At 64.0% G+C, this 23,755-nt stretch carries 27 protein-coding genes and 1 tRNA gene; 14 read left to right on the top strand and 14 right to left on the bottom strand.

Annotation, left to right across the window (positions count from 1 at the left end):
• The first annotated feature begins 552 nt into the window (after window positions 1-552).
• On the top strand, window positions 553-1,131 hold the full coding sequence (locus ACERIM_RS07145; RefSeq protein ID WP_373631877.1) for a hypothetical protein: 579 nt from the start codon (window positions 553-555) through the stop codon (window positions 1,129-1,131).
• Window positions 1,132-1,485: 354 nt separating this feature from the next.
• Here ACERIM_RS07145 and ACERIM_RS07140 read toward each other — a convergent pair.
• Window positions 1,486-1,559: transfer RNA gene (locus ACERIM_RS07140), tRNA-Tyr, on the bottom strand.
• Between the two features lie 124 nt (window positions 1,560-1,683).
• Here ACERIM_RS07140 and ACERIM_RS07135 point away from each other — a divergent pair.
• The 3 genes from ACERIM_RS07135 (at window position 1,684) to ftsZ (ending at window position 3,835) form a co-directional block, all read left to right on the top strand.
• On the top strand, window positions 1,684-2,268 hold the full coding sequence (locus ACERIM_RS07135; RefSeq protein WP_373631876.1) for a zinc ribbon domain-containing protein: 585 nt from the start codon (window positions 1,684-1,686) through the stop codon (window positions 2,266-2,268).
• Between the two features lie 197 nt (window positions 2,269-2,465).
• Window positions 2,466-2,645 (top strand): ribbon-helix-helix domain-containing protein, encoded by a 180-nt coding sequence (locus ACERIM_RS07130; protein WP_006180079.1) that lies wholly within the window; start codon window positions 2,466-2,468, stop codon window positions 2,643-2,645.
• A 2-nt stretch (window positions 2,646-2,647) separates the two neighbouring features.
• Entirely contained in the window at window positions 2,648-3,835 is a 1,188-nt protein-coding gene (ftsZ, locus tag ACERIM_RS07125; protein WP_006180080.1) for a cell division protein FtsZ, read from the top strand.
• 189 nt (window positions 3,836-4,024) lie between these two features.
• Here the strand turns inward: ftsZ and ACERIM_RS07120 are convergent, their stop codons facing one another.
• Window positions 4,025-4,984 carry a TIGR00269 family protein gene (locus ACERIM_RS07120; RefSeq protein ID WP_373631875.1) on the bottom strand — a complete coding sequence of 320 codons (960 nt, stop codon included), beginning with the start codon at window positions 4,982-4,984 and terminating at the stop codon, window positions 4,025-4,027.
• A gap of 156 nt (window positions 4,985-5,140) precedes the next feature.
• Window positions 5,141-5,860 carry an alpha/beta fold hydrolase gene (locus ACERIM_RS07115; protein WP_006650941.1) on the bottom strand — a complete coding sequence of 240 codons (720 nt, stop codon included), beginning with the start codon at window positions 5,858-5,860 and terminating at the stop codon, window positions 5,141-5,143.
• A gap of 155 nt (window positions 5,861-6,015) precedes the next feature.
• On the opposite strand from ACERIM_RS07115, the gene ACERIM_RS07110 reads away from it, so the two are divergent.
• Window positions 6,016-6,681, top strand: coding sequence for a hypothetical protein (locus ACERIM_RS07110; protein ID WP_373631874.1), 666 nt, complete (start codon window positions 6,016-6,018; stop codon window positions 6,679-6,681).
• 6 nt (window positions 6,682-6,687) lie between these two features.
• Here ACERIM_RS07110 and ACERIM_RS07105 read toward each other — a convergent pair whose 3' ends face one another.
• Complete coding sequence (locus ACERIM_RS07105) at window positions 6,688-7,053, bottom strand: hypothetical protein (protein WP_373631873.1); 366 nt, start codon at window positions 7,051-7,053, stop codon at window positions 6,688-6,690.
• Window positions 7,054-7,177: 124 nt separating this feature from the next.
• Here ACERIM_RS07105 and ACERIM_RS07100 point away from each other — a divergent pair, with 124 nt between their 5' ends.
• On the top strand, window positions 7,178-7,849 hold the full coding sequence (locus ACERIM_RS07100; protein WP_006650938.1) for a helix-turn-helix domain-containing protein: 672 nt from the start codon (window positions 7,178-7,180) through the stop codon (window positions 7,847-7,849).
• Between the two features lie 47 nt (window positions 7,850-7,896).
• On the opposite strand, the gene ACERIM_RS07095 is transcribed toward ACERIM_RS07100, so the two are convergent.
• From ACERIM_RS07095 to ACERIM_RS07080, 4 genes are all read right to left on the bottom strand, one after another.
• Window positions 7,897-8,895 (bottom strand): arsenic resistance protein, encoded by a 999-nt coding sequence (locus ACERIM_RS07095; RefSeq protein WP_373631872.1) that lies wholly within the window; start codon window positions 8,893-8,895, stop codon window positions 7,897-7,899.
• A gap of 109 nt (window positions 8,896-9,004) precedes the next feature.
• Window positions 9,005-9,790 carry an ABC transporter permease gene (locus ACERIM_RS07090; protein ID WP_373631871.1) on the bottom strand — a complete coding sequence of 262 codons (786 nt, stop codon included), beginning with the start codon at window positions 9,788-9,790 and terminating at the stop codon, window positions 9,005-9,007.
• Window positions 9,783-10,748: an ABC transporter ATP-binding protein gene (locus ACERIM_RS07085; RefSeq protein WP_373631870.1), complete on the bottom strand. Its 966-nt coding sequence runs from the start codon at window positions 10,746-10,748 to the stop codon at window positions 9,783-9,785. Before ACERIM_RS07085 ends, ACERIM_RS07090 begins: the two co-directional genes overlap by 8 nt.
• A 109-nt stretch (window positions 10,749-10,857) precedes the next feature.
• The gene (locus ACERIM_RS07080) at window positions 10,858-11,508 is read right to left on the bottom strand and encodes a helix-turn-helix domain-containing protein (RefSeq protein ID WP_373631869.1); all 651 of its coding nucleotides are present in this window, start codon (window positions 11,506-11,508) and stop codon (window positions 10,858-10,860) included.
• 535 nt (window positions 11,509-12,043) lie between these two features.
• Between ACERIM_RS07080 and ACERIM_RS07075 the strand changes: the two genes are divergently transcribed.
• Genes ACERIM_RS07075 through ACERIM_RS07060 form a run of 4 tightly spaced genes read left to right on the top strand, consistent with a single transcriptional unit; the run spans window position 12,044 to window position 14,704 of the window.
• Complete coding sequence (locus ACERIM_RS07075; protein WP_373631868.1) at window positions 12,044-12,655, top strand: DUF6230 family protein; 612 nt, start codon at window positions 12,044-12,046, stop codon at window positions 12,653-12,655.
• Between the two features lie 6 nt (window positions 12,656-12,661).
• Complete coding sequence (locus tag ACERIM_RS07070) at window positions 12,662-13,249, top strand: DUF6114 domain-containing protein (protein ID WP_373631867.1); 588 nt, start codon at window positions 12,662-12,664, stop codon at window positions 13,247-13,249.
• 37 nt (window positions 13,250-13,286) lie between these two features.
• On the top strand, window positions 13,287-14,246 hold the full coding sequence (locus tag ACERIM_RS07065; RefSeq protein WP_373631866.1) for a hypothetical protein: 960 nt from the start codon (window positions 13,287-13,289) through the stop codon (window positions 14,244-14,246).
• Window positions 14,243-14,704, top strand: a complete 462-nt coding sequence (locus ACERIM_RS07060) for a hypothetical protein (RefSeq protein ID WP_373631865.1) — start codon at window positions 14,243-14,245, stop codon at window positions 14,702-14,704. The genes ACERIM_RS07065 and ACERIM_RS07060 overlap by 4 nt, the downstream gene beginning before the upstream one ends.
• Window positions 14,705-14,835: 131 nt before the next feature.
• Here the strand turns inward: ACERIM_RS07060 and ACERIM_RS07055 are convergent, their stop codons facing one another.
• The 3 genes from ACERIM_RS07055 to ACERIM_RS07045 all read right to left on the bottom strand — a co-directional run bounded on the left by ACERIM_RS07055 (window position 14,836) and on the right by ACERIM_RS07045 (window position 17,635).
• Complete coding sequence (locus tag ACERIM_RS07055) at window positions 14,836-15,639, bottom strand: class I SAM-dependent methyltransferase (protein WP_373631864.1); 804 nt, start codon at window positions 15,637-15,639, stop codon at window positions 14,836-14,838.
• Between the two features lie 55 nt (window positions 15,640-15,694).
• Window positions 15,695-16,567 carry a deoxyribonuclease IV gene (locus ACERIM_RS07050; protein ID WP_373632012.1) on the bottom strand — a complete coding sequence of 291 codons (873 nt, stop codon included), beginning with the start codon at window positions 16,565-16,567 and terminating at the stop codon, window positions 15,695-15,697.
• 231 nt (window positions 16,568-16,798) lie between these two features.
• Complete coding sequence (locus ACERIM_RS07045) at window positions 16,799-17,635, bottom strand: biotin/lipoate A/B protein ligase family protein (protein ID WP_373631863.1); 837 nt, start codon at window positions 17,633-17,635, stop codon at window positions 16,799-16,801.
• A gap of 229 nt (window positions 17,636-17,864) precedes the next feature.
• Between ACERIM_RS07045 and ACERIM_RS07040 the strand changes: the two genes are divergently transcribed.
• The 3 genes from ACERIM_RS07040 to ACERIM_RS07030 all read left to right on the top strand — a co-directional run bounded on the left by ACERIM_RS07040 (window position 17,865) and on the right by ACERIM_RS07030 (window position 20,574).
• Complete coding sequence (locus tag ACERIM_RS07040; protein ID WP_373631862.1) at window positions 17,865-18,773, top strand: serine/threonine-protein kinase RIO2; 909 nt, start codon at window positions 17,865-17,867, stop codon at window positions 18,771-18,773.
• 567 nt (window positions 18,774-19,340) lie between these two features.
• Entirely contained in the window at window positions 19,341-19,931 is a 591-nt protein-coding gene (locus ACERIM_RS07035; RefSeq protein WP_006180099.1) for a 50S ribosomal protein L15e, read from the top strand.
• Window positions 19,932-20,139: 208 nt separating this feature from the next.
• The gene (locus tag ACERIM_RS07030; RefSeq protein ID WP_373631861.1) at window positions 20,140-20,574 is read left to right on the top strand and encodes a universal stress protein; all 435 of its coding nucleotides are present in this window, start codon (window positions 20,140-20,142) and stop codon (window positions 20,572-20,574) included.
• Between the two features lie 110 nt (window positions 20,575-20,684).
• Here ACERIM_RS07030 and glmS read toward each other — a convergent pair whose 3' ends face one another.
• The 3 genes from glmS to ACERIM_RS07015 form a co-directional block, all read right to left on the bottom strand.
• Window positions 20,685-21,131, bottom strand: coding sequence for a methylaspartate mutase subunit S (glmS, locus tag ACERIM_RS07025; protein WP_006180101.1), 447 nt, complete (start codon window positions 21,129-21,131; stop codon window positions 20,685-20,687).
• Window positions 21,132-21,324: 193 nt separating this feature from the next.
• On the bottom strand, window positions 21,325-22,065 hold the full coding sequence (locus ACERIM_RS07020) for a phosphoribosyltransferase family protein (protein WP_006650923.1): 741 nt from the start codon (window positions 22,063-22,065) through the stop codon (window positions 21,325-21,327).
• A complete protein-coding gene (locus ACERIM_RS07015; protein ID WP_373631860.1) occupies window positions 22,062-22,307 on the bottom strand; it encodes a hypothetical protein in 246 nt (81 codons plus the stop codon). The genes ACERIM_RS07020 and ACERIM_RS07015 overlap by 4 nt, the downstream gene beginning before the upstream one ends.
• A gap of 467 nt (window positions 22,308-22,774) precedes the next feature.
• Between ACERIM_RS07015 and ACERIM_RS07010 the strand changes: the two genes are divergently transcribed.
• Window positions 22,775-23,647, top strand: a complete 873-nt coding sequence (locus ACERIM_RS07010) for a hypothetical protein (protein ID WP_373631859.1) — start codon at window positions 22,775-22,777, stop codon at window positions 23,645-23,647.
• Window positions 23,648-23,755: the final 108 nt, after the last annotated feature.

The raw sequence follows: 23,755 nt of genomic DNA, 5'->3' as shown, positions 1-23,755 counted from the left end.
CCCGGCTCATTGTTTCGACCCGTCTACCCCAGTCAGCCCCGTGTTACAGGAATTTTCGCCGACACGAGCGGGCCTCGGGGTCGCTCGAGTGTCCGGGCTCGGGAACTGTCCGGGCCGTTGGAATCGGATCCGCGATCGACCCGCATCGGCCGACGATACCGACCCGTAGGCAGGGATTGTGTGGGCGGGACCCCGCGAAAGGGTGCCGTACAGATCAGTGACGATTGACGTTTGCGGCCGCGATTCAATCGTCGCGCTCACGGGACCTCGATATCGTCCCATGGATGGCGGTGTGTTCGATCCACGTCGATCGCGTTTCGGTGGAACCCGTCCCCTCACCCCGGATTATCAGGACACTGATTCCGTCTCGTACCACCCGTCCGCTCCTCGGGTCCGTAGGAGCGACACCGACTGCGTCCGTAACAGAACTGACCACATCTGCAAAATACGCGAGTCGTGTTCGGGTATTCACACCTCCTTTCGAGTACTAAACCATATTTTCGACGTATGGGCCAGATAGTACATACCTCTACTCGGCGAATCGATTCATGAATGTCGATCAAAAAGCCGCTGTTCGCGCTCGTAGCACTCAGTGTGTTACTCACCGGTATTGCCACACCGGTACTGGCACACGAAACACAGGCCGTCGACGGGTACGACGTCACCTTCGGTGGGGCGGACGAACCCCTCATCACCGACGAACGGATGTGGCTCGAGTTCGAGATCGTCGACACCGAGACCGGCGCGCCAGCGGCGGGCCACGCCGAGAACCTAACCGTCTCCGTCCAGACGTCCGAGGCCGAGAAAACCCCGCTCGACCTCAGCGAAAAACACGGGGAGCCCGGCGTGTACGAAGCACCGGTCGTCTTCGCGGAACCGGGCGACTACGTCGTCCACCTCGAGGGACATCTCGACGGAGTCGACGTCCACACTCACTTCGAAAAGACGGTCACCGATCGTGCCGAGTTGGAATACCCGGCCAGCGAATCGGAAGCCGCCGGCAACAGTACTGACTCCCAACCCAACGACGAGCAGCCCGACGAAGCCGGGTTCGGTTCCGGAAGTATCGCTCTCGCCGGACTCGGTCTCGGCACCGTTATCGGTGCAGTCCTCCTGCGGAGACGACGCTAACCCGTCTCACGTTTCGCGACGGGCAGCCCCGGTATCCGTCTCCGAAAGCGGTCGTCAGACAGTCGGACTCCCCCGAACGCGACCGCCGCGTTGAACTCGAGTGGAAGGGGCGCCACCGAAATGCGACGCTCTGTACGGGCGTCGATGACGCTGCTATCGAGTGCCCTGGCATGATCGTCACGCTGACCACCCCGACGACTCCAAAATTCGCCCGCAGGCGTCTACCCGGCACCGGAACCAAGTTCCACTCCGAATTTGGCCTCCGATATTGGAAACGCGAAATCAGCAGTAAGGTCGCTATGAGTGACGAAAACGTCAGTATCCGGTTCGACTGTGCTTCGGCGAGAATCCGAGTCCGCCCTCCCCGATTTGAACGGGGGGCAAGTCGATCTACAGTCGACTGCTCTACCAGTCTGAGCTAAGGGCGGGCACTCCAACGTAGCCGCCCTCGTACACATAAGGGTTATTATTCGCACCGGCTGTGGCGTGTCACGAGCGTGAACGGCAGCATGATTGATATGGGATGCGTGACAACAGGGAGGTAGTTCGAGCATGAGCAAGATCACGTTCCGCGCCGACGACGACCTCGTCGATCGACTCGAGGCCCTCGAGATCTCCAAGAGCGAGGCGATGCGGGAGGCGCTCCGGGAGTACCTCGAGGGAGCTGGGAGCGAGTCGGCGTCGGAACGTGACGGGGAGACGGCGATCGACGACCTGGTTCGCGCACGCGTGGATGAACGGCTCGACGCCCGACTGCGGGAGTTGGGGCTCGAGGCCGCGGGCTCGCGCGTGTCCGACGGCCACCGGGACGTGACCGTCTCGGTCTCGCTGACGGGCGCTCACGGCGAGTCGGTCGACGACGTCCGACTCGAGGCCGACCGATCGCGCGACCCGGCGTCGGACGACGCCGAACACAGACAGTTGGAGCCACGCGAGGAGACGGACGCTGCCTGTACCCAGTGTGGGGAGACGCTCGAGGGCGATCACGTCTACTGTCCGAACTGCGGCGAGAAGGCCGCCCGACGGCTGTTCTGTGACTGCGGCGACGAGGTCCGCTCGGACTGGTCGTTCTGTCCGGGTTGTGGTCGTCGGACGCCGGCAGCGGACGTTCTCGAGGCGGACACTCGCCAGCGCTGACCGGTGTAAGACACTGAACGTCAGTCTCGGGGAAAGTTTTATTATCTGTGCCAAACATCGACTTAGTCGCGTAAGACGGATTGTCTTACACCCGTCGACAAGACGGGAAATCGCCCGACTTCGGGTGGTTTCGACGTAAGACACGCCGCGTCTGACAGGGGCGCGCCACCGTCTTACCCCCAACGGGGAATACAACCATGGAGCGTGTGACACTGCGAATCCCGAAACAGCAGATCGAGGAAGTAGAGCAACTGGTCGACGCGGGCGAGTTCCCGAACCGGAGCGAGGCGATCCGGTCGGCCGTCCGCGAGATGATCAACGAACAGCGGGAGGCTCCCAACGAGCAGTCCGGCAAACGCAACTGGGCCAAGGTGTAACGATGCAGGATATCGTTCAGGACGCCTTAGAGAACGCGGAGGAAGAGGCCCGAGAGATGGACGTCTCGATGGACGACGACGAGTTCGGCGATCCACGGATCGTCATCGTCGGCTGTGGCGGTGCCGGCAACAACACCATCAACCGCCTGTACAACATCGGCGTCGACGGTGCCGACACGATCGCGATCAACACGGACAAACAGCACCTCAAGATGATCGAGGCCGACACGAAGATCCTCGTCGGCAAATCCCTCACCAACGGGCTCGGTGCCGGTGGCGACCCCTCGATGGGTGAACGCGCCACCGAGATGGCCCAGGGGACGATCAAGGACGTCCTCGGCGACGCGGACCTCGTGTTCGTGACCGCCGGGATGGGCGGTGGCACCGGCACGGGTGCCGCCCCCGTCGTCTCGGAGATCGCCAAAGAGCAGGGTGCGATCGTCGTCGGCATGGTCTCGACGCCGTTCAACGTCGAACGTGCCCGCACGGTCAAAGCCGAGGAAGGCCTCGAGAAGTTGCGCGAGCAGGCCGACTCGATCATCGTGCTGGACAACAACCGGCTGCTCGATTACGTCCCGAATCTGCCGATCGGGAAGGCGTTCTCGGTGATGGATCAGATCATCGCCGAGACCGTCAAGGGGATCTCGGAGACGATCACCCAACCGTCCCTGATCAATCTGGACTACGCCGACATGTCCACGATCATGAACCAGGGCGGGGTCGCAGTCATGCTGGTCGGCGAGACCCAGGACAAGAACAAGACCGACGAGGTCGTCAAGGACGCGATGAACCATCCACTGCTTGACGTCGACTACCGCGGCGCGAGCGGCGGGCTCGTCCACATCACCGGCGGCCCCGACCTCACGCTCAAAGAGGCCGAGGGAATCGCCGACAACATCACCGAGCGCCTCGAGGCCTCGGCGAACGTGATCTGGGGCGCGCGCATCCAGGAGTCCTACAAGGGCAAGGTCCGGGTCATGGCGATCATGACCGGCGTCCAGAGCGCGCAGGTACTCGGTCCCACCACCCAGAAGCAGGCCGACAAGTCCCGCGCGAGCATCGAGGGCATCAACGAGGCTGACTTCGACGCGAGCAACAACGTCGAAGCCGGCGGCTCCGGCTTCGGTGCCCAAAGCGACGGCGGCCGCGAGAAAGTCGACCGCCAGAACGGCGTCGACGTCATCCGGTAATCGCGACGGGACCACGACCGACACACCACCGCCGATCGGTTCCGTTTTTGACCGGCTTCGCGTCCGATTCTCACGGGGAGTGGCGACGGATATCGCAGTCTCAGCACAACGTATCGGCTTTCGTCGTCCACAACCGCTGTTTACGGCCGTATACGGAGCGAACGCGACGAACGGATCGGCGGACTCGAGTCAGGCCAGCGACTCGAGCAGCGAACACTTCCGACAGACCTCGCGCGTCGTCGTCGAGCCACACTCGACGCACTCCTGTAGGTCGGCACCGTCGTCGCCGCTGTACTCGTCGGCGGCGATCGACGCGAGATCCTCGTAGCCAGCCAGGATCGAGTGACGGGTACCGGGGTGGTTCTCCTCGAGATCGTACAGCAGTTGCTGGATCTCGCCGCGATAGGCCTCGCTGGCGTGGGGACACTCGGTGATGTGGGCCGGCAGGTCGTTGATGTGGGCATAGAGGGCGACCTCCTTCTCGGGAACGTCACGCAGCGGTTTCGCGCGCGGGACGAACTCCTCCTGGTCGCCCCGTTCCGAGAGGGGGCCGAGGCTGGCGTCGAAGTGTTTCGCGATCTGTTCGACGTCGCCCTCGAGGAAGTTCATCAGCGCGGTCTGGGCCTCGTCGTCGAGATTGTGGCCCGTCAAGAGGAGATCGGCCCCGAGTTCCTCGGCGTACTTCTCGAGGAGATCTCGCCGGAAGACGCCACAGTAGGCACAGGCGGCCATGTTTTCGGGGTCGTCCTCGACGACCTCGTCCATGCGGACGCCGAACTCCTCGGCGTAGCTGACGAGTTCGTGGCGGATGCCCAACTCCTCGCTGAGTTCGACGCAGGCGTCGACGGACTCGTCCCGGTAGCCCTCGATGCCCTCGTGGATGGTCAGCCCGACGAGTTCGATGCGGGGGTCCTCGGCGAACGTTTCGTGGAGGATCTGCGTGAGGACGACGCTGTCTTTCCCGCCGGAGAGGCCGATCACCCAGGTCTCGGGGTCCTCGGGCGTCGCGTCGTGTGAGACGAGATCGTCCCGTCGGACGCGCCGCCGAACCCGCTTTTCGACCGACTCGCGGAAGTGATCCGCACAGAGATGGGAGCCGGAGTAGGCGGCGTGCATGACCGCGTCCTCGTCGCATCGGGTACAGTCCATTAGCGGCCCGTTGTCGGTCGCCGCCAATCACGGTTTCGTCTGCCGGAGCGCGGCGGCCGTCTCGGGCGGTGAGCGGGCGTCCGTCCCACCGCCGCTTCTGGCAGCCGTCTCGGTCGACACACGTCGCGACCTATCCGGATCGTTCCGTCGACCGGATCAGACGGGAACTCGTTCCCGGTCCTCGACGGCATCGGCCCCGTCCTCGAGTGCGGCCAGCAGGGGGTCGACGTACCGGTCGCGGCCCGGCGAGGAGAACAGTTCGTGGCCGCCGTCGTAGAGGACGACGTGGTCGGCGGGCACCCGCTCGCCGATCGGTCGCAGGTCGATGACGGGATCGCGCAGCGAGCAGAAGACGACGGCGTCGTGATCGATCGTCAGCAGCTCCCGTTGTGCGCGGCGGGTCTCCCGAATGAAAGCCGGCGACACCCACGACGGGGTCGTCTCGAGTTGGTGATCGGTCGCCTCCTGACCCAGGTCCTCGCGGTCGAAGCCGCCGGTCGGAAGACAGGGGAACGCCGTCGGGAGCTTCGAGACTGCCTCTAACACCGGTTCCGGGAAGCCCTCGCCGTACCCCCACCACGGACTCAGGTAGACGTGGTTGTCCGCGCCGTCTAGGGCCTGTGCCACCAGCGAGCCGGCGCTGTGGCCAAGCAACTGATAGCCCTCGAGGTCGCGGACGTACTCGGCGACGGGCTCGAGCCAGTCGGCTTTGAAATCGTCGATGTTCGTCGGGAGTTCGAACGCGTGGACCCGATAGTCGGCCGCGGTCAGCTGTCCGATGAGCCAGCTGACGTTCTCGTGGGTCCAGCGGTTGCCCCAGCCCATGACGAAGACGAGTTCCGCGTCGCCGTCCTCGTTGAAGATCCGGTGTCGCATGGGTTTGCGTTCGCCGCGAACCGGTAAAAAACCTGATCTCTCGGGCCACCGCTCGTGACGGTCGTGGCCGCTGACCGCAGGTCGGTCGCGGGTCCGGACAACGATGCGGTCGCGACTGAGAAACGACTTTGCGCGTCCGGTCCCAACGGCGACCGATGAGTGGATTCGATCGGGCGAGAGCGGTCGACCGTCTCGAGGACCTCGTGGAGACCGTCGCGAACGAGCGAATGCCGGTCCCGGTCCGGGAGGTGTGGACGTTCGGCGACGTCGCGTTGGGTCTCGATCCCGTCGAGCGGCTGGACGTCTACGTGACCAAGGACGTCCTCATGCGCGACGACAGCGACAACGGGGCGGTAGACGCCGACGCGATCGCCGCCGAATACGGCGTCGAGGGGATCGGCAAGTCGGTCCGGGCCGACTGGGCCGCCGACCACCCCGAGTATCTGCGAGCCAACGCGAACGGCCACGCCGCGCCCGAGCAGTGTCTCGCCGCCCACCTCCTCAAGGAGGACGAACCGGTCCATCTCGAGGTCTGTAACGCCGCCTTCGAGGACAACGTCACCCAGCGGCTGCGCGGCGCGCGCCTGCGGGAAGACTACACGCAGTTGCTCGACCCCCGCGGCGTCTGTCTCTGGGCCGAGGGCACGCGAAGCGACGAGGCGTTCCGGAAGCTCCGGGAGGGCGAACTGGCCCTGCCGACGCTATCGGCGGCCCTCGAGATGCTCGGACTGGACGACGCCGAGGCCGAGACCGCGGCGCGGGAACTCCACGCGTGGCGAGAGCAACAGGACGGCGTGACGGTTCGTGGCGACGTGGTCTGACGACCGTTAGCGATCGATCGAAGCGCCCTGTATCTCAGCGACCGTCTCGCGGAGCAACTCGAGTCGGTCGGCGATCCGCTCGCGGTCGGCGTGGACGACGCCGCTGTCCCGCTCGTACTCGAGCAGCCCGGCGTCTTCGAGTTTCGGCAGGTGGAGGTGGCGCAGTTCCGTCGCGACGGTCCGCCGATCGAGGTCGTCCGCCGCCGATGCCCGGTCGACGATGTAGTCGGCGATCTCCGCGTGGTCGAGATGCGTCGTCTGCGTTCGCATGGCGTACCGGCAGACGGATCGGCGGTACGGATCGCTTAACGCGGCGAGCGACCGATCGATCAACGGCTGTGCTTCGCTACTCGCCCCGTCCCGGTGAGTCATCGTCCGTCACTGGGACAGCCCGTCGGATAGTTGCGGCGCGGCAGTATTCACGCTATTTATCAGTCCCTGGCGTGCGTTCGGCCGAAACCGAGAAACGGCACGGTGTCTTACGTCGGTATCTCGGATGCTACTCGCGACGCTGCTGATCGACTACCCCATTCTTCGCAACGCGTTATCGCACGCTCCCGGTGTGACCGCCACGTGGGAGCAGTCGGATCTCACCGCGGACGGCGACCACCGAATGCTCGTCTGGATCGACGGCGACGACGACGAACGGGCGGCCTTCGAGGCGGGTCTCGAGGCGGACCCGACCGTCACAGCGTCCCTGCAGACGGCCGCGTTCGACGACCGGTGGCTCTACCAACTCGAGTTGACGCCCGAAGGAACGGAGGCGAGCGTCTATCCGACCGTGATCGAGGAGGGCGGCGTCTTACAGGAGGCGTCCGTGACCCACGAGGGCTGGTTCTTTCGCGTCGCCTTCCCCAGTGACGAGGCGCTCGAGCGGTTCCACGGGTTCTTCCTCGAGCGCGGTTTTGAGGTCGACGTCCGGAAACTCCGCGACACCCGCGAATCCGCCGGCGGTGGGGACGCCGGGTCCCAGTTCGGCCTGACGAGCCGGCAGCGCGAGGCACTCGTCGCCGCCGTCGAGGCGGGCTATCTGGATATTCCGCGGTCCTGTACGCTGGCAGAACTCGGCGAGCGACTCGGCATCTCACAGAACGCGGCGTCGGAGCGGTTCCGTCGCGGCGTCGAGACGCTCGTCGAGAACACGGTGTACGACGACCGGTCGCCGTAGTCGGGGTCAGGCGGGCGAGATCCGGGACGGAGACCGTCTTGCCCACCTCACTCCTCGGGCGTGACGCCGGGGACGGGGATCGGATCCGGGGTGTCGGGCACGAGCCACGCGGGCACGACGCGGGTGAGGACGACCATCCCGGCCAGTTCGACGAGCGTCTGGGTGACGACGACCGCCGGTGCCAGTTCGTACCTCGCCGGAAGGGCAAGCGCCAGCGGCAGAACGACCAGCGAGTTCCGGGTAACGGCGGTGAAGACGAGCGCACGGCTCGCGCCGGTGTCCAGCCGGAGCAGCCCGGCCGCGAGCCGGCCGAGAAGCGGCATGACGACCAGAAAGGCGACGTAAACGGGTACGACGGCCGCGATCCCCTCGATCGAGTCCCGTACCCGCGGGAGCTGCGAGGCGATCACGACCAACAGGGTCGCGCCCATCATCGGGACCGGCAGCCACCCCATCGCCGACTGCCAGCGGCGGGCGGTCGGCGAGCGGGTCGCCCCGATCTCGGTGACCCACGCCAGCGCCAGCGGCAGCATGATCAACAGGAGAAACGCCTCGAGGAAGGGGCCGGGCTCGACGACGGCCGCGATCCGCTCGCCCATGAACAGCCAGAGGTACGCGGGCAGAAACAGCAGTTGCAGGAGCATCAGGGCCGGCGTCGCGGCAGTGAGTTGCTCGGCGTCACCCTCGGCGAGGTCGGTGAACGCGATCACGTAGTCGATACACGGCGTCAACAACACCATGAACGCGCCGACCAGAACGACGGGCTCGTTCGGGAGGAACCGGGTGAGTCCGTAGACGACGATCGGGACGACGAGGAAGTTCAACACGAGCGCCCCGGCCATGAACCGGCCGTTGGTGATCGCCGCGCGAAACCGGACGAAGGGGATCTCGAGGAAGGTCGCGTAGAGCAACACCGCCAGCACTGGCGTGATGAGTCGCTGGAAGACCGACGCCGACGCCGGCTGGCCCAGCCCGATCCCGACGGCAGCCGCCACCGCGACCGCGTAGACGGCGATCTGGTGGCGCTGCAGCCACTCCTGTGACATCGTGTGGTCTTGGGCCCCGGCACGGAATAGGGCAGCGAAGGCGTTGTGGGCGCGCGGAGCCGCGCGTCGCGCTCGAGGCCCGACTCGAACCCAGAGCGATGACCGCGCCTCAGACGTCGCGCCGGCGGAACCAGGCCTGGCTCGCGACCAGCAACGTGACGGTCATCGCCACCAAGATCCCCGCGCCGATGAGGTCGTAGCTCCCCTCGAGCAGGACGGCGTTGGGATCGTAGTACCGCATCGGTGCGATCGCGCCGACGGCCTCGGCGTCGGTCCCCGACAGCAACGATTCGGAGAGAAAGAGCGCGAAGGTCACGCCCAGCGCGACCCGCTGGGCGATCGCCGCCCGGTCGACGATCACGGACGCGAACAGGCCGATCCCGGCGCAGGCGAACAGATACGGGATCGAGAGCAGGTGGACCGCGAGGACGTCGGCGGCGGCGATCGGATAATCGATCAGTTCGGCACCGACGTAGACGACAAGCGGCGGGAGGAGGTTAGCACCGACGATCGGGACGGCCATCGCCCCGAACCGCTCGGCGACCAGTCGCCGTCGGGAGATCGGCATCGACAATAACACGTCCATCCGCCCGCGGTCGACGTCGTCGGCGATCGTCCCCGCAGTGCTGTAGGCCAGATACAGCCCCAGCATGATGATCCAGCCGAAGGTGTAGAGTTCGAACGAGAGAAAGCCCGCCAGGCTCGTCATCGTCTGGACCCCCATCACCTGCAGGATCGGCTCGGGATAGGCCGCCAGCAGCCCCTCGAGGTCGATTTCGGCCTCGAAGGAGGGGTAGACCCAGATGACCATCGCGGCGAGCAAGGAGAGCCCGATCGAGAGATACACGCTGCCCCGGACCCGCCGGCGGCCGTCGTAGGCAGTCAGTTCAAACATCGTCTTCACCCCCACTCGCCGCACCGGGCCCGACGGTCAGATCCGCCCCGTTCCGTTCGCTCCCGTCGGTATCGTCGTAGAACCGCATGAAAACCTCCTCGAGTGGCGCTTCCTCGATCGACAGATCGTGCAACCGGTACTCCCGGAGGGCCGCGAGCAGGTCGTTGACATCGCCGGTGAACGTGAACGCGTAGTCGGTCCCGTCGCTTGGCTCCGTCTCGGACTCGATGCCGTGGACCCCGTTGATCTCGAGGGCGTCGACCGGGATCGACTCCGCGGCGTGCAACCGGACGAACTTGCCGCTCCTGTCCAGCAGCGATTCCACCGGCTCGACCGTGACGAGCCGGCCGTCACGGATGATGCCGACGCGGTCGCACAGCTTCCGCACCTCGCTCAGGATGTGCGAGGAGAAAAACACCGTCAGTCCGCGCTCCCGTTCGGCCCGGACGAACTCGTTGAACCGCTGTTGGAGGAGGGGATCGAGCCCGCTGGTCGGCTCGTCTAGAATCACCAGGTCGGGATCGTGCATGAACGTCGTTACCAGCCCCAGTTTCTGGACGTTGCCGCGCGAGTACTCCCTGATTTCGCGATCGAGCGGCGGATCGAACAGCTCGAGCAACTCCGCGCTTCGCTCGTCGCCCTTGAGCGATGCGTGGAGGTCGAGGACCGCCCGGCCGGTCGCCGTCTCGTCGAACCCCGGATCGTCGGGGAGGTAGCCGAGCCGGCGTTTGGCCGCGAGCAGTTGCGCCTCGTCGGTCACGTCGTTGCCGAGCAACCGAGCCGTCCCCGCGGTCGGCGAGAGGAACCCGAGCAGCGTCCGGATCGTCGTCGTTTTCCCCGCGCCGTTGGGTCCGAGATACCCGAAAATCTCCCCTTCCTCGACCGAAAACGTCACGTCGTCGTTGGCGAGTACCTCGCCGTAATCTTTCGTGAGCCCCTCGAGTTCGATTGCTGCCATACCGGCATCCTCGGCAGCCATCCCTATGTAATATGACGGTCAGTCTAGTCGCCACTCGAGCCGGACTGTCACGATGGACGTTTCACCGTTTACACCGCCCGCGACCGCATCAGGGGACGATCTGGGTAAGCAGCGTCGCCTCGATTCGTCGCAGGTGGCCGCCGACCGTCCCCCCGGTACAGCCAAGCGCCTCGCCGATGTCCTCGTGTGTCACCGCCCGTGGAACGTCGTAGTATCCCATCTCGACGGCGGTCCGCAGAATTTCCTGTTGGCGAGCGGTCAACTGGGAGAACAGCCGGTCCGTGTTCGGTTCGTACCGGCCGGTCTTGAGGAGTTTGAGCCTGATCCCGTCGGGAACGTCCGGAACGGCCTTCTGGAAGCTCTGTACGTCACCGATCATCGTGACCCGGAGGCCGCCACGGCGCGTGAACTCGAGGGGGGTATCGTAGATGAACTCGAACTCCCTGAGCATGCTCAACAGCCCGACGAGCCGGTCGTCGGCCTCGAGGTGGATGTAGGCGTGGTGTTCGCCGTCGGCGCTCGAGAGCTGGTGCTGATTAGCCATCGACGACGCCGACAGAATCGACTCGAGAGCGTTTCTGTCGCCCGAGAACTGATAGAGCGCGACGATCGTCTCGTCGACGAGGAGGTTGACGTTGTGGAGTAGTTCACGCGTCACGTCCGGGTGTTCGGCGATCCGTCGATCGAGCGGATGCAATCCCTCCTCATCGGGAATGATAACACATTTCGCGTATCTCATCGTTCGACAGTCACGACATCGTACAGGTATTTTTCAGTATCGATTGTTAGTATAGAAGTTCGGTGGGACGGTCTCGAGCCGAGCCCCGACGTGACCGTCACAGCCACCGCGCCGGCGGTATGACCACTGACAACGGCTTCGCGACGACCGACACCGATTCGGGGGTTACGAGAGCCGGGGTTGAACTCGGAGCAGGTGTCGTTGCGTTCGTCGATTCCAGTCCGTTTCGGTCGCATGCTCCGATACGAGCGGTACGCTCGAGTAGACGTTTTCCCGCGTTTCCACGGTCTTTTATGCCGGTTCGGGACGACGATGGTTCGATACGTCCCGGCCGGCAGACATCCATCGTTGCTATAATATTTTCTCCGAATTGGTTATAAATGCCCCCGCATCCAAGGAGGAAAAATGATTGGACATCGTGTTGGGTGTGGACTTGTGACGTTCGAAATGAGGCCGCGATATCGGAGCGGAAACGGTGTGGGAGCAGCGAATAGAACGAAAGCCGCCGAACCGATCGTTCGGAGGTGGGTGTAGTATGTACCGCCGAAAGCGACTCGCGACCGGGACCGTCGCGTCGTTCTTGGTCGTCGCCCTGGTCGGTCTCGTCGTCCTCTCGTCGGGGACGGCCTACGCGACGGCGATGGCTACCGCCAGTGGCAGCGGCTTTACGGTCACGGCCGACGAGATCAGATCGGACGACTTCCTCCTCTATCCCAGCATCGGGGAGGACACCGAGGGGACGACGCCGGTCGCCGTCGTCGAACAACGCGGCGTCGAGATCGACGGCATGGTACTGAGCGGCGAGAAGTCGATACCCATGATCGACGGCTCGATGGAGATTTCCTTCGCCGCCGACGGGACGGTCAAAGCGGACGAGCAGTACATCAAGCTCACCGACCTGAAGGCAGAAGAGGCGAAATTCAACGGACAGGTCGTCAACGCACAGGCGACCGACAACCCGGAACAGCAGTTCCAGCAGACGGCCGGTGGCAACGCCGATCCCGAGGACGGCTACCTCACGAACATCTCCGGGGAACAGCCCGGAATGGTGCAGGAAAACGTCGAGATGGAAGCGGTGTATCTCGCCTCGAACGAGATCTCACTCCCCGGTCTCGACGTCGACGTGGAGTACCACCCCGACGGGTGATCACCCATGTCGCCCGAAAACGAGCAGGACGAGACCGATACGCTTCCCGCACGGGCCAGGAGCCGGTGGAGCAGGGTCAGCCAGTGGAGCGGGACCAGATGGGGCCGGTTCAACACCTGGCGGGCCGGACGGCCGTTCCTCGGTGGGCTCTTGCTGTGTCTGGCCGGGGTCCTGATCACCTGGGTACCGATGCAGATCCTGCCGGATCTCGCCTTTATCGGCGGGCAGATGGCGGGCTTTCTCGCGATCGGTGCCCTCTTCGGCGTGTTCGTCTTTCTGACGGGGATCTACGTGCTGGTCAAGCCGGCACACGCCGACGTCGCCGGCGTCGTCGGGACCGTCCTGTCGATCTTCTCGCTGTTCGGATCCCTCGGCGGGTTGCTGGTTGGCATGCTGCTTGGGATTCTAGGCGGGAACCTCTGTCTCGCCTGGAAGCCACGCGACGAAGTCGTCGACGACGCCGTCTCGGAGCCGAGCGTCGTCGACAAGGCGGCGGCCCGGATCGACGCGGGGTTCGGTCGTCTCGTCGGACGGCTACTCCTGAGTTGCCGTGCGGGCATCGACCGAATCAAACGGTGGGGTACCGACGAGTGACGACGAGACGAACCCGACCGAGGGACCGCCACGACGTATGACCCGGGCCGGTGCGTTCGTCGTCGTAGTCGCGGTCGCCCTCGGTGGTGTCATGGTCGGCCCGTCCCACGTGGCCGGGCAGGCCGACGAGCAAGCCATCACCGTCGACCTCGGTACGGTCGAGGGCGCGACCGTCTGCGTCCAGCAACTTTCGTCGGACACCAACCGGATTGTCGTTCGAGGCGACGACGGAAACGTCACGATTCACTTCGACGAAACCAGACGCGTCGAACTCGAGGAGACGCGATCTGCCGAGGGAGAGATCGTGTTACGAACGGACCGACAAAACGAGGCACTCAACGATCTCGCGGCGGCCGATGAGTGTTTCACGGCACAACAGACCGACGTCGTCGTCGACGCCCACTCGGTCGAGTTGCGAAACCTCTCCGTTACCGGGTACACCGTCGAGGTCGGCCCGGAACGCGACGTCCCCGCACCCGTCCCGTTCGACCCACCGCACGACATCGGTGGGCAGAACGACGGTGGTGATCGAGAGGACGAAACCGAGAGCCGAAGCAACGAGACCGACCGTTCGGCCAACGAGAGCGTTGGAGGGAATGAAAGCGTTGGAGGAGGAAACGAGAGCGTTGGAGGAAATGAAAGCGTTGGAGAAGGAACCGAGAACGCTGGAGGAAATGAAAGCGATAGCAGAGACAATGAAAACGACGGCCACGACGGCGGTGATATCCGAGACAACGAAACCGAAACTCGAGGGAACGAGACCGATGGGCTGGACAACGAAAGTGACGGCCTGACCAACGAAAGCGACGGGACCACGAGCGATTCGGCTGGCGACTTGCCGTCGAACGAGTCCGGTAGCGAGCGTCCGAACGGCGATGAACAGACGGCAACCCCGACCTCCCCTGAGGCTGACGAGAACGACACGGAGACGCCAGCGCAGACTGGAAATCGATCGACGGACGACGGAGTCAGTGACGAGCGGGAAAGCGAACCATGAGCGATCACGAGACGAACGACGTCGAGGAGTACGCGCCGTCCTTGGCAGCGATCGACTCGCGGATCGTCCTCGGAGCCGCCGCCGTCGGGGTGTTCGTTTCCTTTACCTCGCTTCTGGTACCGGTCTTAACGCGGGTCGGGGGCGGTATCGTCGCGGGATTTATCGCCGCGTACGCCGCCGGGCGGGTCGTGACCGGCCTCGCGTACGCGGTTGTCGCGAGCGCGCTCGTCGGTGGCCTCGCGGGCTTCTTCATGGCGTTTCTCGGCGCGCTCTCCGGGCTGTACACCGAACCGCCGCTGTTCGTCCTCTCCTCGGTCGGGCCGGTCAGTCCGGGGCTCTCCGGGCTCGGGCTTCCGAGCGTCGTCCTACTCGCCGTCGCCTTCTCGCTGCTGACTGCCATCGACGGCCTCGTCGGCGGACTGGTCGGCAGCGGACTGCGGGCGCTCTCTCCGTGGTGAGAAACGGCACTCGGGACATCCGGACTCGCAAACGCAGCCACAGCCGTCGCGGGTGACAATCCTCGCCACCGAAACGGTTCACTCGGACTCGCAACGCCTTGCGCGAAACAGTCCGTCGTGACCGGCAGTGGCTACGAACGGGGGACTCTGCCCACGGTAACGAAAAATGGGACCGCTTCCATCCGGCGATACTCCTCCGCTTCCATCTGCTCGATGACGGTCCGTCCCATCTCCCGCCACGAGCCGCGGAGGTCGTCGTACTCCGCCTCGGTCAACGGGCCCGAGAGCATCGTCTCCCGATCGTCTGCCAGCCCCGCACCGGTCGCTTTCCGGCGAGCGTCCCGCAGCGCGCCTTCGCTGTACGGTGGTTCGACCGTCCGGACGTGATCGTACCGGCGCGTCTCGAGGACCGCGAGCCCTGCATCGTCGAACGCCTCGCGGGCGTCAGCCCCGAGCGCGACGTCCGTCGGCACGCCATCGATGTAGGCCCCGCGTGCCCGCCGCTCGAGGTCACCTTCGGCGTCGACGCTCGAGTCGATCTCGACCGCGGCGTTGTCGGGTTCGACGGCCGCGACGAGGTCCGTCGAGACGCGAGCGAACTCGGCGATTGCGGCCGCGGGATCGGGCAGGTTGATCAGCAGCGCCTGACAGACAACGAGGTCGAACGTGTCGTCCGGAAACGGCAGCTGGAAGGCGTCGCCGGCGACGACCGGGATGTGAGCGTCGGCCGCCGAAAGCAGGTCCGGGTCGGCGTCGCAGCCGATCACCTCGCCCGACGACTCCGCCGCGAGGACCCGGCTCAGTTCGCCGGTCCCACAGCCCACGTCGAGGATCCGGTCGCGGGTGTCGAGGGCCAGCGGCTCGAGGGCCTCGCGAGAGTCGGCCCACATCCCCTCGCGGGTCCGGCTGAGGTAGGATTCGGAGAACTCGCGCACGGGCCCCGATAGCGGTGTCTCGAGTAAAAACGGGTCGGTTTCGCGAAGCGTCGGCCTATGCGTCGTCGCGCAGTTCCCGGACCTTTTCGATGTTCCACGCGAAGCCGCGGCCGTCCTCGGTCGGCGTCTCGAGGGCAAAGGGAAGCTCCCGCAGGTCGGGGTGGTTGACGATCGCTTTCATTCCGTCCTCGCCGATGTAGCCCTCGCCGATGTGGGCGTGTTCGTCCTTGTGGGTGCCCACGTCGTGTTTCGAGTCGTTGAGGTGAATGTACTCGAGGTACTCGAGGCCGACCACGTCGTCGAACCGGCCGACGGTCTCGTCGACCGCCTCGGGCGTCGTGAGGTCGTTGCCCGCGACCAGCGTGTGGGCGGTGTCGATACAGATCCCGATATCGGTCTCGGTGCGATCGATGATCCCCGCCAGATGGTCGAACTCGCCGCCGAGTTTCGTCCCGCTGCCCGCGTCGGATTCGATGAGGATCTGCACGTCCTCGGGCACCTCGAGGTCGTCGATCAGGCTCGCCGCGTTGTCGAGGCCGCCCTCGACGCCCGCGCCGGTGTGTGCCCCGAGGTGGACGTTGACGTAGGGAATTCCCAGTCGCTCGGCGGCGTCGAGTTCCGCCTGCATGCTCTCTTTGGACTTCCGGCGGAGGTCGTCTTTTGGCGTGCAGAGATTGACGAGATACGAGGAGTGGATCACCCACGGCCCCTCGAGTTCCTCGTCGGTCTCTTCCCGGAACCCGTCAGCGGCCTCGTCGCCGATTTCGGGTTGTTGCCAGACTTGTGGCGAGGTGGTAAAGATCTGGCCACAGTTGCCGCCGAAAGCGAGTTGGCGGTGGACGGCGTTGCGGAGATCGTCGTACGGCGGTGTTTCGTCGTCGGAAGAGACGCGCGAGCCGGAGATCGAGACGTGTGCGCCGACCTTCATCGTCATGCCTGCCGGTCAGTACCGGGCCGTGATAGGTATAACGGACCGCCCCGATTCGATCGACTGACGGTGTCGCTCCGACCGGCCGCCGGACCTGCCGTGGCGCGTGCTGTGCGACGGTTCACCGGTAGCGAACCGTCGCGCGGTGTTCTCCTGCGATCTACTGTCGGCCATCGCGGTACGGCACGCGCTACCGAACCGCCCGCTCGAGCCGTGCTTGGCGTCTTTCCGTCACTGCCCACCCACTTCGAGGACCTCCCGATCACGGACCCATTCGTCGGCCCCGAACTTCCGGGCGGCGAGATCGCGGGCCGCCTCGAGTTCGCCCTCGCGCCAGGTCGATTCGTCGGCGTCACACCAGTCACCCAGCGCGCCCGCGATCGCGTCGACGGCCGCCTCGCGATCGACCCCGACTTCGTCGCGGACGCTCGTTACCCGGTCGGTGAACGTCGACTCCGCGAGGTCGGTGTCGAAGACGCCGACGTGGGCCTGCGGCTCGAGGTCGTAGCTGATCGAGCCGTGCTGGATGACTACGTCGCGCTGGCGGTACTGGGCGTTGCCGCTGATTTTCCTCGCGTCCGCCCCCGCACCGGCGGGCGCGACGATGTCGTGGGCCGGGTTGATATCGCGCAGATAGCAGGACGGGTGATAGATCGCGTCCTGCTCGGCCGCGGCGAAGTCGGCGTCGACGCCCAGTCGGTCGAACGCCTCGAGGATCGGCTTGCAGAACAGTTCGTAACAGTCCATCAGATCCCCCGGGACCTCGTCGGCGGGCGCGACGATCGTGTAGGAAATGTCGGCGTAACGGTCGTGATAGATCCCGCCGCCGCCGGTCTGTCGGCGGGTGACGTCGATCCCCTCGCGCTCGCAAAAGTCCCAGTCGACGGTGTCGGCGTCCTGTCGGTATCCCAGCGAGAGCGTACTCGGTTCCCACGAGTAGGTCCGTACCGTTCGCAGGCCGTCTTCGAGGGCCGTCCGCGCGGCGATCTCCTCGAGGGCCATCTGCGTCGCCCCGTCGCGGGGCTCGTCCCGGATTAGCCGCCAGTCCCGATCGGTGCGGTCGGTCATACGTGAGGCAATGGGGACGAGATGGAAATCGATTCCGACGTACCTCGGTTTTCGTATATCGGTATTCGATTTATCCCGGCCGAGCGTCGGGTCGAACCGCGGTGGCACCGTGGCTCCGAGCCACCCCATGCGCCGATCCCGTCCCAGTCGGCATCACCAGCCCGAGTCGCGTCGCCGACACCGGAGCCGCGTCACGCCGTTTTTACGTACACGCCGGCTATCGGCGCGTATGGTGCGCAACGTCGCCGGGTTGCTCCCGGAACTCGAGGACGAGGACTTCTATCTCCTCTCGGGCGTCGAGCAGGGGATGCGCTTCTCCGAGTGGGTCCAGCGGGAGAAGCTCCCGAAGTTCGCCGACCTGCCCGACGAGGAGGTCGAGTACCGCCTCGAGCGGTGTCTCAAGCGCGGGCTGGTCGAGCGAAAGACGATCCAGTACGAGGGGTATACACTGCAGTTCGAGGGCTACGATACCCTCGCCTTGCGGGCGCTGGTCGAACAGGATACGATCTCGGAATTCGGCTCGCCGCTTGGCGTCGGCAAGGAAAGCGACGTCTACGAGGTCCGCTCGTACAAGCCCCTGGCCCTGAAATACCACCGCGAGGGGTATACGAACTTCCGGGAGGTCCACAAGGAACGCGACTATACCTCGGACAACGACCACGTCTCGTGGATGTACACCGCCCGGAAGGCGGCCGAACGCGAGTACGACATCCTCGAGGAACTCTACCCCGACGTGGCGGTCCCCCAGCCGATCGGGCAGAACCGCCACGCCATCGTCATGGAGAAGATGGACGGCGTCGAACTCTCGCGGACCCGACTCGAGGGCGAGCAGGTGCTGGGCGTCCTCGAGTTGCTCGTCAGCGAGATCGCCGAAGCCTACGAGACGGGTTACGTCCACGCGGACATGAGCGAGTACAACGTCTTCGTCGACGAGGGCGGCGTGACGATCTTCGACTGGCCCCAGGCGGTCCCGACCGACCACGAGAACGCCGGCGAGTTCCTTCGGCGCGATTTGACCAACATCGTGGGCTACTTCCGGCGGAAGTACCCCCAGCACGTCCCCGACGACCTCGAGGCCGACGATCTCGCTCGCGAGATCGAGGCCGGCGCGTTCGACTCGCTCGAGGTCGACGCGTAGCCGCGGGTACCGGAGGACTGCCAGTCCGGAACGCGGTTCACGGCGATTTGATCGGCCCGTCGAACGATCTATTTTCGTTGTCATCGCCTCGAGCGCACCCCTATAGAGTTGCCTCGGATGGTATGGATCGGTACCAGCCGGTCGCGGAAGAACGCCCGGATAGCGGGCGGCTCCTCGCGGACGAGGATCGGCGGACCCGACGTTCGAACCGTCCACGGGAGCGGTCGGACGGGTCGTCGCGACGGCCGTCGTCCCCTGATCCGGTGCGACCGGCGATTCGTCTCGAGCGTGTCCCGAATAAACCAGATTTCGGTATATGAAATTGGGGTCCTCGTCGGCAGAGATACCACGTGATCGGTCGGCGACGCGAGGCCCGCTCTCGAGGGGTGATCGCCGCGTTCCCGGAGTTCGAAGCGCTTATACTCGAGAGCCGGGAAGAGAGGGTAGACTCGCTGGTTCGCGGGCATCAGCGGGCACCTGCACGACGCCGCGTCACAGGTCGGGATGTGATCCGCGGGGCTCGGCCCCGGTCGGGATTGAACCAGCAAACGCCCGCGGGTGAATACAATGGCAGAAAGCTTCTATTCCCACATCAAGGACGCATGGAAGGACCCCGACGACGGCAAGCTCGGGGAGCTACAGTGGCAGCGCAAACAGGAGTGGCGCGATCAGGGCGCTATCGAGCGCATCGAGCGCCCGACGCGACTGGACAAGGCACGCGAACTCGGCTACAAGGCCAAGCAGGGCATCGTCGTGGTCCGGGTCTCGGTCCGCAAAGGGACCGCCCGGAAGGAACGGTTCACCGCCGGTCGGCGCTCGAAGCGCCAGGGTGTCAACCGCATCGGGCGGCGCAAGAACATCCAGCGCATCGGCGAGGAACGCGTCTCCCGGAAGTACCCCAACCTGCGCGTTCTCAACAGCTACTGGGTCGGTGAAGACGGCTCGCAGAAGTGGTTCGAAGCGATCCTCGTGGATCCGAACCACCCCGCAATCGAGAACGACGACGACCTCAGTTGGATCTGTGACGACGATCACACCAACCGCGCGTTCCGCGGCCTCACCAACGCCGGCAAGGCCAACCGTGGCCTCAACAACCGTGGCAAGGGCGCGGAGAAGGTCCGTCCCTCCAACACCGGCGGTCAGGGACGCGCGAAGTAACGCGCAGTCACGACGGTAAACAAACACGTTTCTTTCGCGACCGACTTCGACAGCGGCTGCGCTGCCGTGTCCACGTGAGGCCGCCCGCGCGGACGAGGTGGGCACGATTTCGAGTCCCACCGAAAGCGACCGAACGGACGCTGGCGGCAACTCCCGTACCGTCGGATTCAGAGGTGGACTTATTCGGTAGGCCGATGTACCAGCGCGCATGGCAGACAACGTCCTCGTGGCGGTCGACGACTCGAACCAATCGACGGAAGCCCTCGAGTTCGCTTGTCGCGAGTATCCCGAGGCGACGATCACCGCGATTCACGTCCTCGATCCGGGCGACTTCTACGCCGTGACCGGTGTGGAGGGGACCGCGATGGCCAACTACGACGAGATACAGGACCACCACGAGGAACGGGCCGAGAACATCCTCGAGACGGCGCGAGAACAGGCTGCCGACCACGGGCTCGAGATCGAGACGGACCACGTCGTCGGCGGCGTCTCGCGGACGATCGTGGATTACGCGGCCGAACACGACATGGACCACATCGTGATCGGGAGTCACGGTCGGACCGGCGCGAGCCGCATTTTACTCGGGAGCGTTGCCGAGACGGTCGCTCGGCGGTCGCCGGTCCCGGTGACGATCGTTCGCTGATCCGGCCGCCGCTCGCTCGAGACGAATCGAACGAACAGTGGCCACTACCGAACGATAGCGTCGGCTCAGTGGGTACGATAGCGACAGCGGAGAAGACGTGATCGGTCGGCTTACGCCGAGATGGTCTGACTTTCCTGTTCGCTCTCGGTCGAGCGCATATCCAGATCGGCCATCAGCGCGTCGATGGCCTCCTCGGGGTCGGTCTCGGAGTCGAAGACCCGATCGAACCCCATCTCGCGGAAGAACTTGCGGGTCTCCTCGAAGTCGTCCTGTCCGACGGCGAGGTTGCCGCCGATGTAGGTCGTGACATCGAGATCGGACTCGGCGATTCGCTGGTGGAAGCCCTCACAGTCCTGTTTGGCGTGGCCGTAGAGCGACGAGACGAGTACAGCCTCGGCATCGTTGGCGGACGCGGCTTCGACGAACTCCTCCTGGGAACTCTGAACCCCCAGATTGACGACGTCGAATCCGGCTGCCTCCAGCGCCTGTTCCAGGATGGTGATCCCGACGACGTGAGCGTCGGAACCGATCACGCCGAGGATGACTGTCTCGGTCATGTGCGTACCACCACAAACTGGAGGGACCACCATAAACCTAATGATTAATAATGTGCCAATCGTTCACACGGTTCCCCTCGGGCGGTTTCTCGAGGCGTTTTAACGAACGCGGCGTCGAAAACAACGCTTTCACGTTTCCGGTCTGGAACACTGCGCGTTCGTTCCGTCGACGGACGAAATGCAGGGCGGGCGGTCAGTCGTTCGTTACCCGGTCCGTCGTCGGGGCGACGCTCGTGAGCGCACCGACTGGCGCGTCGGTCCGACCGCGGGCGCGTTCGATACCGTCCTCGCCGGCGGCGATGAGCGCGAAAACGCCGGCGACGTCGGCTTCGGCGGTGTGAGCGATGTCCAACAGGAGTTCCTGCGTCTCGCCCGAACGGATGAGGTCGTCGACGACCAGCACCGACTCGCCGGGATCGATGGCCGAGGCGGGCAGGTAGTAGGTGAGTTCGATCCCCGACTGCAGGCGCTGGCGGGCCTCGATGAACTCCTCGACGGCGGTCTCCTTGCTCTTTTTCGCGTAGGCACAGCGGACCCCGTAGTAACTCGCGAGCGCGGCCGCGAGCGTGATCCCGTCAGTCGCGGCGGTGAGAACCACGTCCGGTCGATCGAAGTCGAACCCGTTGGCCACGACGGGCGCGGCCAGATCGAGGAACGGTTGGTCGAAGACGGTCGCGCTGTTGTCGACGTACCCCTCGTCGTCGACGGCGATTCGCGCGTCGAGTTCCGCCGCCAGCGCCTCCCGACCGAGTTCCTCGACGACCTCGCGCGCGCGATCGGTTCCGGGGAGAACGTGCCCGTTGACGTACCGATTGAGATCGCCCGCCGGAAGCCCGGTCGTCTCGGCGAGTTCGTCGTAGGTCCGAGTCTCTTTCAACATGCGTAACACGTCGACGGCCCGCAACTGGAGGGCTGCTTTCTCGGCTCTGTTCATACAGATATGCACGATTCCGTAACTATGGGTATTACGATCGAAGACGTGCCGTCGATCACCACAGATATGTGTTGTCCGCGGCGGCCGCCGGCAAGCCGACTCGAAATCACATGCCCCGTGATCATTCTGAGTCTCCACCGGCCGATGGGTTTCATCACGCTCGAGGCACCATAACTGCGGAACGACGTCGAAAGAGCGGTCACCAGCGCCAGCTCATGATCGAGATCGAACGTCTCGAGCATGTCCGTTCATATCCACGTGTCGCCAGGGTACCGATGCTCTTTTCGTCGGTCGGCACAGTCGTCGAGCGATGTCTGCTGTGGGCGTCGTCACGAATCAGTGGGCCTCGGTTGTAGATATCCTCTACTGTTTCATCGCACTCAACCAGAAATTATCATGATTAGAAATAGCTAGAACGAATGGGACATTAGCAACCAAACGGTCACCAAACCTATAAGAATTGGTTTTTCACCTTCATATATTTCATTCTGTGTTATAATATAAGATAGATACTATTATATAATTACTAACTATTTGTATGAATGCGATGAGAAAAAGACCAAGTAGACGTGCGATACTTCGATCGACAGGTGTTACACTTACTGCGCTCTCGGCCAGTGGTCAAGTAGTCGCCACCGACGATGAGGACCCACGGCGACAGTTCGCACGGCAAATGGACGAAGCGAGACGGATCGGTAAACAGGAAGGTATGGATGCACGGGATGACTATCTCGATAGCCTTGGGTTGCCACACAGCGAAGGTACAGTCGGGTTAGCGAACGACGATGAGATTGGAGGAATACAGAACAGTGGTGTAGGAAGTGCTGGTACGGGTATCGAAGCTCAACATAGCGGAACAAGTGGTCAAGAAGCACAACCAAACTATTGCGTTAAACCGCGTGTGTGTGGCGAGGATGCGAATATCGACGTCAAGTTTCAGTTGACGTACAACCCCAGAGGGGAGATTTTCGATTATACGTTTTACACGAAGTACCGCTATGGATGGAGGTCAGACTACAAAAGTGGCTATCACCCCGAGGATCCGGAAGACTACCTCCGTCTGTGGAGAAGTTCTAACGCATATGAAGAATATATTGGGCCCAGATGGCCGACGGATGTCCTCACATTAGCCTGGGATGACGGCGATAGACTGATGCCGTACATGCCTCCTTGGGAAGGTTGCGAGTCAGTTCCGTGTGCGATCGCCGAAGAGAAGCCGTACACGAGGTTCATCGGAGGCACCTACTCGGGCAAGGGAGTCGGTATCGAGGTCGATGGCTACCACATGGCCTACGATAACGGTCCTACCGGTGATGAAACGGAATGGACACCAACGGCGACGACGGGAATTATGCTCGAGAAAGGACCCGAGTTCGTCGATTACACTCGGCTCTCCGCGATGTTTACATACGTCTGGAAAGGGAGTCGGACGAAACCAGATATCTCGGTTGGATATCCGCCGTCGTTCGATATCTCGGCAAACTCAGAGCGATTCGAAGCGTACCAGCGCTTCCAACATACTCGAGGTGCAGACGACACTGACCGAGATACGTTCGAAATACGGGTCGACGAGGTACTCTAATCGACCATACTGATTGATAATTAATTGTATTTGGCCCCTTGATTCAGCACGTTCACTTACACTCGATGATATTATTATGAGACAGGATAGAGAGCCATCTAACCATTT

Source organism: Natrinema sp. H-ect1 (genome assembly GCF_041821105.1).
Taxonomy (GTDB): domain Archaea; phylum Halobacteriota; class Halobacteria; order Halobacteriales; family Natrialbaceae; genus Natrinema; species Natrinema thermotolerans.
The sequence above is the reverse complement of the archived record's forward strand: the minus strand, read 5'-3'. Positions and strand labels throughout refer to the sequence as shown.

Coding starts and splice junctions, on each gene's coding strand:
- ACERIM_RS07095 (WP_373631872.1), bottom strand. CDS start 8,895: ATGTCACAGGAGTGGCTGCAGCGCCACCAGATCGCCGTCTACGCGGTC.
- ACERIM_RS07020 (WP_006650923.1), bottom strand. CDS start 22,065: ATGAACAGAGCCGAGAAAGCAGCCCTCCAGTTGCGGGCCGTCGACGTG.
- ACERIM_RS07090 (WP_373631871.1), bottom strand. CDS start 9,790: ATGTTTGAACTGACTGCCTACGACGGCCGCCGGCGGGTCCGGGGCAGC.
- ACERIM_RS07100 (WP_006650938.1), top strand. CDS start 7,178: ATGCTACTCGCGACGCTGCTGATCGACTACCCCATTCTTCGCAACGCG.
- ACERIM_RS07080 (WP_373631869.1), bottom strand. CDS start 11,508: ATGAGATACGCGAAATGTGTTATCATTCCCGATGAGGAGGGATTGCAT.
- ACERIM_RS07115 (WP_006650941.1), bottom strand. CDS start 5,860: ATGCGACACCGGATCTTCAACGAGGACGGCGACGCGGAACTCGTCTTC.
- ACERIM_RS07030 (WP_373631861.1), top strand. CDS start 20,140: ATGGCAGACAACGTCCTCGTGGCGGTCGACGACTCGAACCAATCGACG.
- ACERIM_RS07145 (WP_373631877.1), top strand. CDS start 553: ATGTCGATCAAAAAGCCGCTGTTCGCGCTCGTAGCACTCAGTGTGTTA.
- ACERIM_RS07035 (WP_006180099.1), top strand. CDS start 19,341: ATGGCAGAAAGCTTCTATTCCCACATCAAGGACGCATGGAAGGACCCC.
- ftsZ (WP_006180080.1), top strand. CDS start 2,648: ATGCAGGATATCGTTCAGGACGCCTTAGAGAACGCGGAGGAAGAGGCC.
- ACERIM_RS07050 (WP_373632012.1), bottom strand. CDS start 16,567: ATGAAGGTCGGCGCACACGTCTCGATCTCCGGCTCGCGCGTCTCTTCC.
- ACERIM_RS07045 (WP_373631863.1), bottom strand. CDS start 17,635: ATGACCGACCGCACCGATCGGGACTGGCGGCTAATCCGGGACGAGCCC.
- ACERIM_RS07060 (WP_373631865.1), top strand. CDS start 14,243: ATGAGCGATCACGAGACGAACGACGTCGAGGAGTACGCGCCGTCCTTG.
- ACERIM_RS07015 (WP_373631860.1), bottom strand. CDS start 22,307: ATGCTCGAGACGTTCGATCTCGATCATGAGCTGGCGCTGGTGACCGCT.
- ACERIM_RS07135 (WP_373631876.1), top strand. CDS start 1,684: ATGAGCAAGATCACGTTCCGCGCCGACGACGACCTCGTCGATCGACTC.
- ACERIM_RS07105 (WP_373631873.1), bottom strand. CDS start 7,053: ATGACTCACCGGGACGGGGCGAGTAGCGAAGCACAGCCGTTGATCGAT.
- ACERIM_RS07085 (WP_373631870.1), bottom strand. CDS start 10,748: ATGGCAGCAATCGAACTCGAGGGGCTCACGAAAGATTACGGCGAGGTA.
- ACERIM_RS07120 (WP_373631875.1), bottom strand. CDS start 4,984: ATGGACTGTACCCGATGCGACGAGGACGCGGTCATGCACGCCGCCTAC.
- ACERIM_RS07065 (WP_373631866.1), top strand. CDS start 13,287: ATGACCCGGGCCGGTGCGTTCGTCGTCGTAGTCGCGGTCGCCCTCGGT.
- ACERIM_RS07010 (WP_373631859.1), top strand. CDS start 22,775: ATGGATGCACGGGATGACTATCTCGATAGCCTTGGGTTGCCACACAGC.
- ACERIM_RS07070 (WP_373631867.1), top strand. CDS start 12,662: ATGTCGCCCGAAAACGAGCAGGACGAGACCGATACGCTTCCCGCACGG.
- glmS (WP_006180101.1), bottom strand. CDS start 21,131: ATGACCGAGACAGTCATCCTCGGCGTGATCGGTTCCGACGCTCACGTC.
- ACERIM_RS07075 (WP_373631868.1), top strand. CDS start 12,044: ATGTACCGCCGAAAGCGACTCGCGACCGGGACCGTCGCGTCGTTCTTG.
- ACERIM_RS07130 (WP_006180079.1), top strand. CDS start 2,466: ATGGAGCGTGTGACACTGCGAATCCCGAAACAGCAGATCGAGGAAGTA.
- ACERIM_RS07040 (WP_373631862.1), top strand. CDS start 17,865: ATGGTGCGCAACGTCGCCGGGTTGCTCCCGGAACTCGAGGACGAGGAC.
- ACERIM_RS07110 (WP_373631874.1), top strand. CDS start 6,016: ATGAGTGGATTCGATCGGGCGAGAGCGGTCGACCGTCTCGAGGACCTC.